General features: G+C 60.8%; 11 protein-coding genes. 1 reads left to right on the top strand and 10 read right to left on the bottom strand.

Annotated features, from left to right (window positions below; translation table 11 throughout):
* Nucleotides 1-3 precede the first annotated feature (3 nt).
* From AC6CIE_RS26845 to AC6CIE_RS26825, 5 genes are all read right to left on the bottom strand, one after another.
* Nucleotides 4-804 carry a ParA family protein gene (locus AC6CIE_RS26845; RefSeq protein ID WP_105241282.1) on the bottom strand — a complete coding sequence of 267 codons (801 nt, stop codon included), beginning with the start codon at nucleotides 802-804 and terminating at the stop codon, nucleotides 4-6.
* On the bottom strand, nucleotides 801-1,490 hold the full coding sequence (rsmG, locus tag AC6CIE_RS26840; RefSeq protein WP_367353489.1) for a 16S rRNA (guanine(527)-N(7))-methyltransferase RsmG: 690 nt from the start codon (nucleotides 1,488-1,490) through the stop codon (nucleotides 801-803). Before rsmG ends, AC6CIE_RS26845 begins: the two co-directional genes overlap by 4 nt.
* A complete protein-coding gene (gene mnmG, locus AC6CIE_RS26835) occupies nucleotides 1,487-3,406 on the bottom strand; it encodes a tRNA uridine-5-carboxymethylaminomethyl(34) synthesis enzyme MnmG (protein ID WP_175124864.1) in 1,920 nt (639 codons plus the stop codon). Before mnmG ends, rsmG begins: the two co-directional genes overlap by 4 nt.
* 3,358 nt (nucleotides 3,407-6,764) lie before the next feature.
* Complete coding sequence (locus AC6CIE_RS26830; RefSeq protein ID WP_056566091.1) at nucleotides 6,765-6,971, bottom strand: cold-shock protein; 207 nt, start codon at nucleotides 6,969-6,971, stop codon at nucleotides 6,765-6,767.
* Nucleotides 6,972-7,204: 233 nt separating this feature from the next.
* On the bottom strand, nucleotides 7,205-8,230 hold the full coding sequence (locus AC6CIE_RS26825) for an AbrB family transcriptional regulator (protein ID WP_279971631.1): 1,026 nt from the start codon (nucleotides 8,228-8,230) through the stop codon (nucleotides 7,205-7,207).
* 111 nt (nucleotides 8,231-8,341) lie between these two features.
* Here AC6CIE_RS26825 and AC6CIE_RS26820 point away from each other — a divergent pair, with 111 nt between their 5' ends.
* On the top strand, nucleotides 8,342-9,508 hold the full coding sequence (locus tag AC6CIE_RS26820; protein WP_175124809.1) for a pyridoxal phosphate-dependent aminotransferase: 1,167 nt from the start codon (nucleotides 8,342-8,344) through the stop codon (nucleotides 9,506-9,508).
* A gap of 154 nt (nucleotides 9,509-9,662) precedes the next feature.
* On the opposite strand, the gene AC6CIE_RS26815 is transcribed toward AC6CIE_RS26820, so the two are convergent.
* From AC6CIE_RS26815 to AC6CIE_RS26795, 5 genes are all read right to left on the bottom strand, one after another.
* Entirely contained in the window at nucleotides 9,663-11,189 is a 1,527-nt protein-coding gene (locus tag AC6CIE_RS26815; RefSeq protein WP_239215837.1) for a tripartite tricarboxylate transporter permease, read from the bottom strand.
* Nucleotides 11,186-11,623, bottom strand: coding sequence for a tripartite tricarboxylate transporter TctB family protein (locus AC6CIE_RS26810; RefSeq protein WP_498094787.1), 438 nt, complete (start codon nucleotides 11,621-11,623; stop codon nucleotides 11,186-11,188). The genes AC6CIE_RS26815 and AC6CIE_RS26810 overlap by 4 nt, the downstream gene beginning before the upstream one ends.
* 114 nt (nucleotides 11,624-11,737) lie before the next feature.
* Nucleotides 11,738-12,703 carry a Bug family tripartite tricarboxylate transporter substrate binding protein gene (locus AC6CIE_RS26805; RefSeq protein WP_239215877.1) on the bottom strand — a complete coding sequence of 322 codons (966 nt, stop codon included), beginning with the start codon at nucleotides 12,701-12,703 and terminating at the stop codon, nucleotides 11,738-11,740.
* A 149-nt stretch (nucleotides 12,704-12,852) separates the two neighbouring features.
* A complete protein-coding gene (locus tag AC6CIE_RS26800; RefSeq protein WP_498094785.1) occupies nucleotides 12,853-14,337 on the bottom strand; it encodes a sensor histidine kinase in 1,485 nt (494 codons plus the stop codon).
* The gene (locus tag AC6CIE_RS26795) at nucleotides 14,327-15,004 is read right to left on the bottom strand and encodes a response regulator (protein ID WP_056566075.1); all 678 of its coding nucleotides are present in this window, start codon (nucleotides 15,002-15,004) and stop codon (nucleotides 14,327-14,329) included. The genes AC6CIE_RS26800 and AC6CIE_RS26795 overlap by 11 nt, the downstream gene beginning before the upstream one ends.
* Nucleotides 15,005-15,233 lie beyond the last annotated feature (229 nt).

Here is a 15,233-nt window from a genome sequence, read left to right as displayed (position 1 = left end):
CGGCTAGTTCAGGTCCTTCCTGACGCGCTCTATCATTTCGGCGCCGAATGAAATGTAGGCCTGCGCGCCGCGTGACGCACGGTCATACACGACGCCCGGCATCCCGTAACTGGGTGCTTCGGCCAGGCGCACATTGCGCGGCACGACGGTCTTGAAGACCTTGTCGCCGAAATGCGATTCGAGTTGCGCGGACACCTGCTGTTGCAGCGTCATGCGCGGGTCGAACATCACGCGCAGCAAGCCGATGACGCGCAGGTCGTCGTTGATGTTTCGATGCACGCGCTTGATGGTGTTGACGAGGTCGGACAAGCCTTCGAGCGCGAAGTATTCGCACTGCATCGGAATGATGACGCCGTGCGCGGCAGCCAGACCGTTGAGGGTAAGCAGGGACAACGTGGGCGGGCAGTCGATGAGCACGAAGTCGTACTGGGTCGCGACGGTGTCGATGGCGGCCTTCAGTTGGCGCTCGCGCTGTTCCATCTGCACCAGATCGATCTCGGCGCCGGATAGTTCACGGTTGGCGGGCAGCACGTCGTAACCGCCGGACTCCGACTTCACGCGTGACTGTTCAATGGAGGATTCGCCGATCAACACCTGGTACAGGTTGGATTCCAGCGAATTCTTGTCGATGCCGCTACCCATCGTGGCGTTGCCCTGCGGGTCCAGGTCCACCAGCAGCACGCGCTGATTGTGCGTGGCAAGGCCCGCCGCCAGATTGATGGCGGTCGTCGTCTTGCCCACTCCGCCCTTTTGATTGGCAATGCAGAAGACGCGGGCGGATGTGCTGGGGGGTATGTTCTTCATAGGGTTCCTTGACTGCGGCGCATCCAGATCAGGCAGCGTTCTGCTTGCAGCTCCGGGACCTGGAGCGGCTGAATATGGTCGACTTGCCATTCCCCGCGCGCGTGCAGCGCCTGGATTTCTTCTTCGGGGAGCTTGCCCTTCATGGCGACGAGGGTACCATTCTTGGCTACGTGGCGACCCGCGAGTTGCGCAAAATCATCCAATGATGCAAACGCTCGCGACGTCACGATGTTGCACTCGGCAGGATCGATCGTTTCTATGCGCGCATGCTGCGATTGCAGGTTGGGCAGCCCCAACGCACCGCTCATCTGACGCACGAACGCGGTCTTCTTTTCGACAGCGTCAACGCAGGTCACAGACCACTGGGGCCGCATGATGGCCAGAACGACGCCAGGCAGCCCGCCGCCCGAGCCGACGTCGTAGACCTTGGCCGGCGCATCGGGCGCAGCCAGCGCCTCGCTAAAGGGCTTTACGGCCGCAAGGCTATCGAACAGATGCTGCACAAGCATCTGCTGCGGATCGCGGATGGCGGTCAGGTTGTACGTGCGATTCCAGCGCTGCATCTGCGCCAGGTAATTGAGCAGCTTGGCGATGGCGCCGTCATCGGCGGTCACGCCCAGCTGCTCGCATGCGCGAGTGAGTCGGCCGGCCATGTCGATGCCGGCCTGATTGGCGGGCGCGCTCATGCCGCTTGCTTGCGCGAGCCGTAATGCAGGCGCTTCAGGTGAATGAGCAGGAGCGAAATGGCAGCCGGCGTGACACCGGAAATGCGCGCGGCCTGGCCGATCGTTTCCGGACGATGCGTCTTGAGTTTCTGGCGCACTTCGAAGGACAGGCTGGTCACGGCGTCGTAGTCGACGTCCGCCGGGATCGGCTGCTGTTCATGGGCGATGTGCTTTTGCACTTCGTCCTGCTGGCGCGCGATATAGCCGGCGTACTTGACCTGGATCTCGACCTGCTCCGAGAGCACGTCGTCGTCGACAACGCCCGGGCCGGCCAGCAACGTGCCGTCCGCGTTCTGGGCGGCCATCAAGGCTTCGTAGGTCACGTTCGGCCGTTTCAACAGGTCGGCTAGTGAGTACTCACGTTCAATTGCCTTGCCCAGCAGGGGTTCGGCCACCTCGGCCGGGAGCAGGCGCGGATTGACCCACGAAGACTTCAGGCGTTCGACTTCGGCAGCGACTGCGTCGCGCTTACGGTTGAACGCATCCCACCGCGCATTGTCGACAATACCGAGCTGGCGGCCGATTTCGGTCAGGCGCAGATCGGCATTATCTTCGCGCAGGCTGAGGCGGTATTCGGCGCGGGACGTGAACATGCGGTACGGCTCGGTCACGCCGCGCGTGACCAGATCATCGACGAGCACGCCGAGGTACGCTTCGTCGCGGCGCGGGGTCCACTGCTCGCGGTCCTGAGACTTCAGTGCGGCATTGACGCCAGCCAGCAGCCCCTGGGCCGCGGCTTCTTCGTAGCCGGTGGTGCCGTTGATCTGCCCGGCGAAGTAAAGCCCTTCAATGGCCTTGGTTTCCAGCGTGCTCTTGAGTCCACGTGGATCAAAGTAGTCGTATTCGATGGCGTAGCCGGGCCGCATGATGTGCGCGTTTTCAAGGCCGGGCAGCGAATGAATCAGATCCAGCTGCACATCGAACGGCAGGCTGGTCGACACGCCGTTGGGATAGACCTCGTGCGTGTCCAGCCCTTCCGGTTCCAGGAAGACCTGGTGCGACTGCTTGTCGGCAAACCGATGGATCTTGTCCTCGATGGACGGGCAATAGCGAGGACCCACGCCCTCGATGACGCCGCTATACATCGGCGAGCGATCGAGGCCGCCACGGATGATGTCGTGGGTGCGCGCGTTCGTATGGGTGATCCAGCACGGCAGCTGGCGCGGGTGCATGGCCACGTTGCCCATGTAAGAGAACACGGGGACCGGGTCCAAGTCGCCGGGCTGTTCTTCAAGGATGGCGTAGTTGATCGTGCGTCCATCGATGCGCGGCGGCGTGCCGGTTTTGAGGCGGCCTTGGGGAAGCTGCAGTTCCTTCAAGCGCTGGCCCAACGAAATCGCGGGCGGATCACCAGCGCGGCCACCGGAGTAGTTCTGCAGGCCCACGTGGATCAGGCCATTCAGAAACGTGCCGGCGGTCAGCACTACCGTCTTGGCACGGAACTTCAGCCCAACTTGCGTGACGGCGCCGACGACACGATCACCCTCCACCATCAGGTCTTCGACAGCCTGCTGGAACAACCAGAGGTTCGGTTGATTCTCGAGGCGTCCGCGGATGGCTTTGCGGTACAGGACACGATCAGCCTGCGCCCGCGTTGCGCGAACGGCCGGACCTTTCGATCCGTTCAAGATGCGGAACTGGATGCCGGCCTCGTCGGTTGCCAGAGCCATGGCCCCGCCCAGCGCGTCCACCTCTTTGACGAGGTGACCCTTGCCGATTCCGCCGATGGACGGATTGCAAGACATTTGGCCAAGGGTCTCGATGTTGTGCGTGAGCAGCAGCGTCTGCGCACCGGTACGGGCAGCAGCCAGTGCCGCCTCGGTGCCGGCGTGGCCGCCACCGACGACGATGACATCGAATTCGCGGGGATAGTCCATGATGGGGGGAGGTAAAGAAGAGAGCGATCGGCGCTCATTATAGAGGCAGGGGTTGCATGTTTCACGTGAAACATGAGGGCTGGTTGTTTTATGTGCTGTTTGAAGCGTGGTGGCTCGGGGGGATGTGATCCTTAGCTTGGGGTAGCCAGGGATATCGGCATTTGCCGGTGTTTATCGGAGTGTTCCACGTGAAACACCTGGGTCGTTTGTCGACTGAGTACGATGCTCCAGTCGGTAAAACGTTTCACGTGGAATAGGGACGGCTATCGGGAGTAGCTGGACCGAGGCGCTCTGAATTGGGAGCGAGTCGAGTGTGGTCTCTCTGATGATGTCGGCGGCGTCGGGAGTGGCCTCAGCAAGCTCGGCTGCCGTAGGTGTCGCCAAGTGCGAGCTTCGAAGGCCAATGAGGATGACCTAGCCGATGTTTCACGTGAAACATCCGGGGCACCAGAGGAATGACTCGGCCCGCCCTTCCCTGCTGCAACTGACCTGAATGATCGATAACAATTGAACATTCAATAGTCGGCGGCCCAATACACCCTGGTCAAAGCAATCCCGCAAGTCCACCGCAGGGCCTGTCTGGCAAACGTATTCGCCCACACGTCGCAAGTTTTGCACATATCCAAACTCTGGTCGCTGCGAAGTTTCACGTGGAACATCGCACACCCAATTGGACCCCGCTACACGCGGCCGTCCCACACTGCGGATATCAGAGATCGCCGACGCGGGAGTATCGGACAGAGGCCGTTGCCAAGTGCGTCCGGCTATAGCCAGAACACTCACATCACTTGCCTGGTCCCGCGATTACGTTCTGGAAGGGGCATCCAAGTCCATTTGGCTGCTCTATTCCGTATCCTGCTCTAGACGCGCGCAAGAGGTCCGCTTATGCACGGAACCCCGGGCAGCGACACTCCACCTGGCTAGACTGAGGAGAACGTCTCAGCGCGTGTGGAGAAATGCTGTTGGCCCCCCTGCCTTCATTCACCGGCTGCGGTTCCCCGCCCTCGCAGCCAACGGCCGATCGTTGTTTCACGTGAAACAACGGCTTCGGTCGACTGCTACGTTGTTCAACCGTTTACTGGAACGTCAACGTGCCATTTTCTCTGCGTCCGGCCGTCCGCAAAGAGCTGAAGACAGCGTTTCGCTTCGGGATGTGCGCTGCATAAACTCGCTGAATCGTGCGAATGGGCTGGGCATGCGTGCGATAACGCGCTGCAAAGTCAGGGGGAAAAAGGCTGTTTCACGTGGAACACTACCCGGCCTGCAACATTGAGAAGGCATATCACTACCCTGATACGTCGAGTCTGGCGGTAGGCCACGCAAGCCGATGCAGCTTCATTGGAGCGACGGCCGTATCAAGGCTTCTGGCCTTTTCAGAAATGAACGCCGATATTGAGAGCCACAAAGGCCGCGCTGCGCTCCAACAAAAAACCCCAAAAAGCCGATTCCCTTACGCGTCCTCGCTTCGTAGAGGAAGTTCCACGTGAAACACATTGACGGGCATGAGGAAAAGTAGCGTCGGTGTTTCACGTGAAACACCCCTCAGAGCGTTCCGGGCTTTAAACGCCTGGGTCGGGATCTCAGTTGCCGCAGGTGCCAGCCCGCATGCGGATAGCTGCCCTCACGGCCCCCCAACCTATGTCGCGACAGATCGTCGATACCTGACGTCACCGCGGCGAAAAGGTAAGAAAGATGAAAAATATCGATTTATTCCCCCCTTACCTACCCCCTACCCGAAAATTCATATTTTTTTGTTCATGGCTCGCTGAACTGTGAGCGATAGCCCAAACCAACGGCGGTAGGTCGTTTCTGAATTCGCATGTCGGCGCGTGCTTCGACGAAGTGTTAACCACAGCGTTGTCCACAAACCAGATCAAGCTGCCAACAGTCCTTCGTCCATTGAGTTCGGCGACGCGACCAAAATTCGGGACGTCGGCCAGATCCGGCTGTGATGCTCCCAATCAGACATTGGGTTTATCCACAGACGCCTATCAACGACAAGACTCTATGAAAAGAATCGGATAGCGAAGCGCAAAGCCAGGGTTACGCACATTCTTATCAACAGGCAAGGCCGCGAAACGACCAGGACGCAGCGGCCGAATCACCACAAGAACACACAGGCGGACCTGTCAGCCCCGAGAAGCCGGGCACCCGAGTATCTTCCCTGACCCGCCCATTCCTCTATTCAGAGAGAGAGATCTCTTATCCATAGCCTCGAAGGCAACGAGCTCAAGATGGCAATGCGGTGCACACCGATGCACGACGGCAACTGGTTGCCGGCGGACCCAAAATCACGAAAGCAATTCCGCGTTAGAAATCAAAGAGAAAGCCGAAAAGCGAAACCTGAGGCCACTGCGGAAGCGGAGTTCAATAACCGCTGAACTCTTCCACGAGTGCACGGTCAAATCGCGCAGCCTAAACATCGGGGCGATTTATGCACAAAATTATCCCCACCCCAATATTGAATGAGCGGTTCGCGGCCATCGGGCATGGTCACTGACCCGAAGCTAATCTTGCTCGCACTCCCGCTGCGCCGCCATCATCCATATGGGCGAGGCGCCTCTGGCTTCATGTGAAACCTGTGGACAGGTCGCAAGGAAAATTCCGACGCGAAAACTAGTTTGCCCAGCGCAGCGCGCAACCCCCCAACCGGTCAACCCGAGCCGCCGAATCATCCGCAATTCCTGTTCCCGCGACCTCACCCTTTCGGCGATATCCCCATTTCTATCCACAGGCGCAGGCCGTCAATTTGGATAGTGAGTGGCGTAATTCTGTGCATAACCGGCATGGGGATATCTTTGTGAACAACAAACGCCAAACCACGAATTTACGCACGATGACCGACGCCAAAGTCGCATGTAGACGCTCGGATTCGGGTAAACAAACCTCGCGAACACCCGGGCAAAAGACGAGTTTCCCTATGAAAACGTTGATTAAACGGCTTCTAAGCACGCCTGACGCAAGCAGGGAATCTATTCACGGGGAGCAAAAAGACATCGCCTGCATTAATGCAGAAATCTGTGCAAAACCCCGTTCACTGACGCGCGATTGCTTCATAACTGATCACCCGCGAGCTCATGTCCGGAAATAATTATCCACAGAGTTATCCAGTGCTCGAGGATATGTTAGTGAACACTAACAGTGTGAAGATACACGCCAGGGTTGAGGGCTGCAGCGCACGTCGCGACGCGAGCGGTTCAGCGTTATTGAGCAGATAGAAACGAGCGCTGCAGAGCTGCAGCAAAATCACTTCACAAACCGAAATGGCTGCCCAAATGAAACAACGCCCCAGACCGTGAGGTCTTGGGGCGTTGTAGCCAGGCCTAGCCTGGCTGACGGGAAATTGGGATTTCCCGATTTAGAGCGGGCGAATTTCGGCCGCTTGAGGTCCTTTCGGACCATCTTTAACTTCGTATTCGACTTCCTGGCCTTCGTTCAGGCTGCGATAGCCGCGACCCTGGATGGCGGAAAAGTGTGCGAACACATCGGTGCCGCCCACGTCCGGCGTGATGAAACCGAAACCCTTGTCAGCGTTGAACCACTTGACTTTGCCCTTCTGAGCCATTTTCTCTAGCGTCCTGTAATTAAATCGAAATGCAATGAATCAAGGACGCCGTGCGAACTGAACGATCGGTGCAAAACCAGTGTTCCCGCTTGTCGCCAGAGCGGCAGAAACGAGTCTGCTCGCGCTTGAATCAACTGCGGAATCAGCATACTCATCCGGCATTACCGAGTCATATAGTTGTTTACCCCAATGTCGCTTTTTTTTCACTGGAACGGCAGTACCGCCAGGCGGAATTAGCCATGCCGACGCGCCAAAACCGTATAAATGGGACCCGTCACGATCACCACAAAAACCATGCGCGTGACGTGAAACGCTGTCACCACCGGAACGCCCAGCTGCAGCACCTTGGCGGTGATCGCCATCTCCGCAATACCGCCCGGCGTCGTGCCCAGAATCAAGGTGGGAATGGGCGCAGCAGACCACAACGACAGCAAGGCGCCCACGCCGAAGGCCAGCGCCAATGCCAGCACCGTAAAGCCCGCCACTGCCGCCATGAAACGCGGCGCTGCGCGGAAAAAGTCTGGCCGGTACCGATCGCCAAGTGACCAGCCGATAAGCAGTTGCCCTGCTTTCGGCACATAGTCCGGCAATGCGGAAAGCTCGATGCTGGACGCGGTCAGCACCATTGCGACGAGCATGGGCCCAAGCACCCAGGGATTGGGCAACCGCAGCTTCGTAAACGTGGCACCGCCCATAATGGTCAGGGCCACCAACCCGGCCAGGCCAAGCGCATGCACGTCGCGCGGTCCCGGCACGGTGGGATCCAGGCCAGCCACGCCCCACCACTGGAATATGAAGGGCACCGTCACCACCACCAGCAATACGCGCACGCTGTGCGCGGTGGCAACGCGATCGATCCGCGCGCCATGGCGTTCGGCCAGGTTGGCCATTTCACTTGCGCCGCCGATGGCCGATGAGAACCACGCCGTCTTGAAGTCCACATCCGTGAAACGCCGAAGAATGGCGGTGCCCAGAAATGCGAGCGCCAGCGCGAACAGCATCCCCACGACAATAGGGCCTGCGTTGCTGCCAATGTGTCCTATAACCTGTGGCGTGAAATACAGCCCCAGCGATGCGCCGATGACCCATTGGCCCGCATTGCGCGCCGGCCGCGGACACGCAGTGCGCATGCCGGCAATCCGCGTGGCCGCAGTCAACAGCAGCGCGCCCAACATCCATGGCAGCGGCAGGTGGGCCCACACCGCAAGCAACGCGCCGGCCAGCGCAATACCAAACCCGCCCAGCACTCGCACCCGCATGTTCTGAACCACAATCCGATCCGCGTTAGAAGCTCATGAAAAATGAATTATGAGTTAGTGGGATACTTACGAAAACTTTCCTCGGCTACCCGTGTTCACTTCGCGTCCAACATGATCCGCTCCAAACTCCCCGACGTCGGCACCACCATATTCACCGTGATGAGCCGCCTGGCCATCGAGCACAAGGCCATCAACCTGGGCCAGGGCTTTCCTGACTTCGATCCGGACCCAGCGCTGTGTGCGCTGGTCACCAAGGCGATGGCCGACGGCCACAACCAATATCCATACATGCCGGGCGTCGCGCCGCTACGCGAAGCCATCGCGGCCAAGACGCGCGAACTCTACGGCCATGCATACGATCCCGAAACCGAAATCACGGTGACCAGTGGCGCCACCGAGGCGTTGATGGCCACGGTATTGGCGGCGGTAGGCAGCGGCGACGAAGTGGTGGTGATCGAGCCCTGCTATGACTCGTACCTGCCGGCGATTCGCCTGGCCGGCGGCACCGCCGTCCCCGTGCCGCTGCGCGCGCCCACCGAAGCCGATCCGTACTACCGCATCGACTGGCAGCGTGTGCGCGACGCCATCACGTCCAAGACCCGTCTGTTGATGCTGAACTTTCCGCACAACCCCACCGGCGCGGTGCTTGACGAGAGCGACCTGGACGCGCTTGAAGCGATCGTCCGCGATACGGGCGTGCTGCTGGTCTCGGACGAGGTCTACGAGCACATCGTGTTCGACGGCAAACCTCATGCCAGTGTGGCGCGCCGCCCGCTGCTTGCCGAACATGCGTTCGTGATCTCGTCGTTCGGCAAGACCTATCACACCACCGGATGGAAGATCGGCTATTGCTGCGCACCGCGCCAACTGAGCGCCGAGCTGCGCAAGGTGCACCAGTTCATGGTGTTCACGGTGCCGTCGCCGATGCAGTTTGCGCTGGCGGAATTCATGCGTGATCCCAAGCCTTACCTGGATCTGCCGGCGTTCTATCAGGCCAAGCGGGACCGCTTGTCGCAAGGCCTGGCGCAGACGCGATTCCGGCCGCTGCCCAGTCCCGGCACGTTCTTCCTGCTGGCTGACTACAGCCAGATCTCCAAACAGAACGAAGCCGACTTCGCGCGCGACCTGACCGTCAACCATGGCGTGACCGTGATTCCGGTGTCCGCGTTCTATCGCCAGCCCGACGCGCCTGAATCGAATCATCGGATCGTGCGCTTCTGCTTTGCCAAGAAGGACGCAACGCTGGACGCGGCGCTGGAGCGTCTGAAGCAGGTCTGAGGGTCAATATCTGAGTAAAAGCTCACATATGAAAATGCGGTCGAATCGACCTCATTATGTTTGAAAAAAAAGGGGCGCCAAAAGGCACCCCTAAGCATTTGCCGGTCCCGCAATGCGTCAGCCCGCGCATCGGCCGGTGCGCGGACCCGCTTCATCAGACCGGCCCAGCGGCAACCTTTCTTGCGGCGCGCACACGGCGCAAAATCTGCGGCACGATCACCACTGCCGCCGCGCCCACCCACAGGGCGATCGACACGGGGCTTGCGAACAGCACGCCCACGTCGCCATCCGTCATCGACAGCGCACGGCGCAGGTTCTGTTCCATCATGTTGCCCAGCACGACACCCAGCACGAGCGGCGCCATCGGCACACCGAACTTGCGCAGGAAGTAGCCCAGCGTGCCAATGCCCGCAACCAGCAGCAGATCGAAGGTGCCCGCGTTGATTGCATAGACGCCGATGTAGCTGATGCACAGGATGCCCGGCACCATCAGCCAGCCCGGCACGGACAGCACTTTGGAGAAGAACCGCACCAGCGGCACGTTCATCACGAAGAGCAGCACGTTTGCGACGAACAACGATGCGATCAGGCCCCACACCAATTCCGGCTTGGTATCGAACAGGACCGGTCCCGGCGTGATGTTGTAGAGCGTCAGCGCGCCCATCATCACGGCGGTGGTGCCGGAACCGGGCACGCCCAGCGTCAGCATCGGAACGAAGGAACCGATCGCCGACGCCGTGGCGGCGGCTTCCGGCGCGACGAGTCCACGCATGTCGCCCTTGCCGAACTTGGCCTCGGGATCCTTGGCTTCGATGATGCGCTTTTCCTGCGAGTACGCGACCGCCGCAGCCACGCTGGCGCCTGCGCCGGGCAGCACCCCCACGCCGAAGCCTACGAATGCACTGCGCACCACGCTCCACCACGTATAAGCCATCTCCTTCAGGTTGAAGAGCTTGCGGCCGCTGGGCTTGACCTCGACGCTGTGGCCGGCCATCACCTTCTCAAGCATCTCCAGCATCTCGCTGACCGCGAACAACGCGATGACGACCACGACGAAATCGATGCCGTCGGCCAGATGCACGGACTCGAAGGTATAGCGGTAAACGCCCGAATTCGAATCCACGCCCACCACCGAAATGGACAGGCCGATCATCGCCGCCAGCACGCCCTTGACCGGCTGCTTGCCGAGCAGGCTGGTCAGGCAGCAGAACGCAAAGATCATAAGCACGAAGTATTCGGCGGGGCCAAATGCGAGCGCCCATTTCGCCAGCAGCGGCGCGAGCAGGATGATGCCCACGACCGACACGATGGCGCCAAAGAATGCGGACCATGCAGACAAGGACAACGCCACGTTGGCCAGGCCCTGCCGCGCCAGCGGATAGCCGTCCAGCGTCGTCATGATGGCACTCGCTTCGCCCGGCACGTTCAGCAGGATCGCGGTGATGCGGCCGCCATACTCCGCGCCCACATATACCGCGGCCAGCAGGATCAGCGCCGTTTCGGGCGGAAGATTCATGGCGAAGGCGATGGGGATCAACATCGCCACGCCATTGACCGGCCCCAGCCCCGGCAACACGCCCACCATGGTTCCGATGAAGGAGCCGATGGCAGCCACCAGCAGGTTCGTCAGCGAAAACGCGACGCCAAAGCCTATCGACAGATGATCGAGAATGCCGCTCATATCAGGTTCTCCAGCAGTCCGCCGGGCAGGACTACGTCCAGCACCTTGTCGAACAGCACGAAAAAGAAAATGCTCATGACGCCGCCGCCGATCGCGCACTTGAGCCAACTGCCGCCAAACAGGCGGCCCACGAAGATCGTCATGAGCGACGTGGCGACAATGAAGCCCAGCCACTGGAAGAGAAACGCATAGGCGGTCACAAACACCACCATCAGCGCGATGCGCCCGTTGGCGCCGACAGGGTTGCGCTCGACGGCGTGGCCGCCTTTGTAGACGAGCCACAGCCCGCACAGGCCGATGATCAGCGCCAGCAGCAGCGGGAAGGCGCGTGGCCCGACGGGTTCGTAGGCGAAAGGCGCCTCGATGCTCCATCCGGCCGCCGTCATGAAGACGGCCAGCGCCAGGGCGGCAATGCCCAGAATTCGATCGTTCATGGTCCAGGTTCCGTTCAAATCCGATCGCGCGGCGCAGCGGGACCTGCCGCCGGCCTGAAATGGCGGCAGGTGTGCCCTGGCGGGCGCGATCGGGGGTCGGGCCTTGCGGCCGGCTTACTTTTTGATCAGGCCGAAGGTGTCGGCCAGTTCGCCGTACTGCTTGACCTGGTTTTTGACGTAGGCGTCCAGTTCGGGGCCGGTCTTGTTGAAGGGGAACAGGCCCTGCTGCTGGCGCAGCTTCTCGAACTCGGGTGCGGCCGTCGTCTTGTTGAACGCGTCCACCCAGAACTGGTAGTCGGCGTCAGACACCTTGGGACCCACGTAGAAGCCACGGATGATCGGCCAGACGATGTCGTAGCCCTGTTCCTTGGCGGTGGGCACGGAACCCAGCTTGCCCGGCAGGCGCTGGTCGTTGAAGACCGCCAGCACGCGAATCGGGGCGCCGCCTTCCAGCATCGTGAATGCTTCGGCCGCATCGCCCATGTAGGCCTGGATATGGCCACCGCGCAGCGCCGTCACGGCCTCACCGCCGCCTTCGAAGGCGACGAAGCGCATCTTCTTGAAGTCCACGCCCGCCGCCTTGGCTGTCAGCGCCGCCTTCATCCAGTCCTGGCTGCCCACGGTGCCACCCGCGCCCAGCACGATCTTGGTCGGATCCTGCTTGAAGGCGTCCATCAGGCTCTTCAGGTCGGTGTACGGCGAGTCGTTGCGCACCACGGCCACGCCGTAATCGGTGCCGATCGCGGCCAGCCAGCGCACGTCGTTGACGTTGTACTTGCCGAACTTGCCCTGCGCCAGGTTGAGCAGCGAGCCGCCGGAGAACGCAACGATGGTGCCCGGCTCATTCGGATGCTGGGCCACGATGTTGTTGTATGCCACCGCGCCAATGCCGCCCGGCATGTAGACGATGCGCATGGCGCTCTTGAGCGCCCCACTCTGCTTCAGGCCTTCGGTGGCCAGGCGGCACGTCAGGTCGAATCCGCCACCAGGCTGCGCCGGCGCAATGCACTCCGGGCGGCGGGGTTCATCGGCCGCATGGGCCGCGCCGAGGGACAGGGTGATGGCGCCAAGCGCCGCCATGGCTGCGATGCGCAGCTTCAGGGTCGTCTGCATTCTTGCGTCTCCAGGATTTATAGGTCTAGGTATCGCTGGCAGCGGCTACGGCGAATGATCGCGTCCAGCGGCTCCAGTGGACGCAACCGTACAAAACCGAAGCTTTCCATAAGCTTTCAATTTCGGCCGATTTCGTGACGCGGCGCAGCATCCGGTCCCGTTTGCAGGGTAAACACCAACGCCGCGCGCAGGCCCGGCTGCCCCACCCGGTTCTCGAGCACGAGCCGGGCGCCCAGGATTTCAGCGATGGTGCCCACGATCGCCAGGCCCAGGCCGGCCCCGGTGGTGTTCTTGCCTGCCGCGCCTCGCCGGAAGCGTACGCACGCCCGGGCAATGTCCTCGTCCGACATGCCCGGGCCGTCGTCTTCCACCAGTAGCCGGGCCTGGTCTGTGCCGGTCTCGATCCGGACGGTGACCACACCACCGGCGCACGCATAGCGGATGGCGTTGTCGACCAGGTTGCTGACCGCTTCCCGCAACAGCCACTCCGCCCCGCCGACGACAACCGGCCTGCAGTCCGCCTCCAGGCCGATGTCCAACTGCCGGCCTCGGGCATTGGGTAATTGGGTACGGATCACCCCGTCCGCGAGGTCCACCAGGTCCACCGATTCGGGCGCCAAACCGCCTTCGGCCAGAGAAGCGTCTTTAGCGCGCGCCAGCGCGAGCATCTGGTTGGTGGTGCGTACGGCCCTGTCCAACCCCTCTTGCATCGCCAGAAGGGCTGTACGGACCTCCTGGGGGTCTGTTTCGCGCAGGGCATAGGCGGTCTGGGTCCGCAAAACGGACAAGGGCGTGCGCAATTGGTGCGACGCGTCGTCCAGGAACTGCGCCTGCACCCTCCCCAAGGCCGCAAAACGGGCCATATGGAGGTTTACGGCTGCCACCAGGGGTAGGACCTCCCCCGGCATGTCGGACGCGCTGACGGGGCTTAAATCGTCTGCAGAGCGTCCTTTGACTTCCTGACGCAGCCGCTCCAGGGGGCGCAGGGCCATGAAAACGCCCAGGATGATCACCAGGACGCTGATGAGGATCACGGCAAGGTCCCGCTCCACCGACCGCACCAAAACCTTGTGGAGGAACGCCTGACGGCTTTCCAGGCCCTCCGCGACCTGCACGATCACCCGGCCGCCCTGGTTCGCATACAGCGGCGGATCCATGGGCCGGGCCAATGCCGCCACCCGGACGGGCTGGCCCTGGTAGGTCGCGTAGAAAAACCGCGGTTCGCCCGACACGAGGGGCTGCTCCGGCAGAGGCAGCCCGGGATGGCCGATCTCGGCCAGCCCGTCTTCGGTTGCCACCCGGTAGAACACGCTGCCATTGGCCGTCAGCTCGAAAAATTCAAGCATCAGGTAGGGCTGCTCCATGGCTAATCCACCGCTGGCTGTGGATATGTTGTGGTCGATCGCGCGAAGCGCGCCGGCGAGAGACCGGTCGTAGGCATTGTCGACCTGGTTGCGCAGCTGGTGGTTGGACAGCCAGAGCGCACCCATCATCACGAAGACGAGAGTCGGAATCAGCCACCAGAGCAACTGCGTTTTCAGCGTTCGGGCGCGTTTTTTCGCCGAAAAATCAACGCTGTTTTGCGGACTTCTAGTTGTCAACAAGGTTCTCCAGGCAGTAGCCCATGCCGCGCATGGTCACGATCTGCACACCAGTTTCCGCCAATTTTTTGCGCAATCGGTGAACCAGGACCTCGATGGCTTCCAGGTTGATGTCGGCATCGTCCGTGAGGATGCGGTCCAGGATCTGCTGCTTGTTGATGGGTTCGCCGCTTTTCTGGATCAGCACCCGAAGGACCGCATGTTCACGTGGGGATAACTGCAAAGGCTGTCCATTGACCGTAAATTTCTGCGCGGAAGTTTCAAAAACCAGGTTTCCCAGCGCGAGGCGCGGATGTTCGCGCCCGCGGCTGCGGCGAATCAGCGCAATCAATCGCGCTTCCAACTCTTCCACAACAAAGGGTTTCGGCAGGAAATCGTCCGCTCCCTCGTGAAGTGTTCCGATTCTCTCGGCCAGTGAATCGCGCGCGGTCAAGACCAGCACCGGCGTACGGTCGTCCCGCGCGCGAATCTTCGCCAGCAAAGTATGGCCATCCATGCCGGGAAGTCCGAGATCCAGGATGACCGCATCGAAATCTTCGACGGCCAGCCTTCTTTCGGCGACAAGTCCGTCATCAGCCCATTCCACGACAAAGCCGGCATGTCTGGCCAGGCTTCTAGACAGCCAGCGGGCAAGTTCAGCTTCATCTTCGATCAGGAGGATACGCATGGACGCAGTCCGGGGGGCGGTGGATGGGCGGAATGGGAAAGCATGTTTGGCTTTTCCTTTTTTTTTCTTTATATAAAGACTAATGATTAATAAGGGCTGTGGATAACTACCTTAACCCTGAAAACCTCTTTCTTTTCATTGCCTTGCGTCCGTTTTTGCTTGTGCAAGAACTCTGTGTGGGAAAAAAGCTGAAGTTGGACAAGATTTTGGACCGCGTCCGAAACCCCTG

The organism is Achromobacter sp. GQ309 (assembly GCF_059759315.1).
This window is presented reverse-complemented; position numbering and strand designations above follow the sequence as displayed.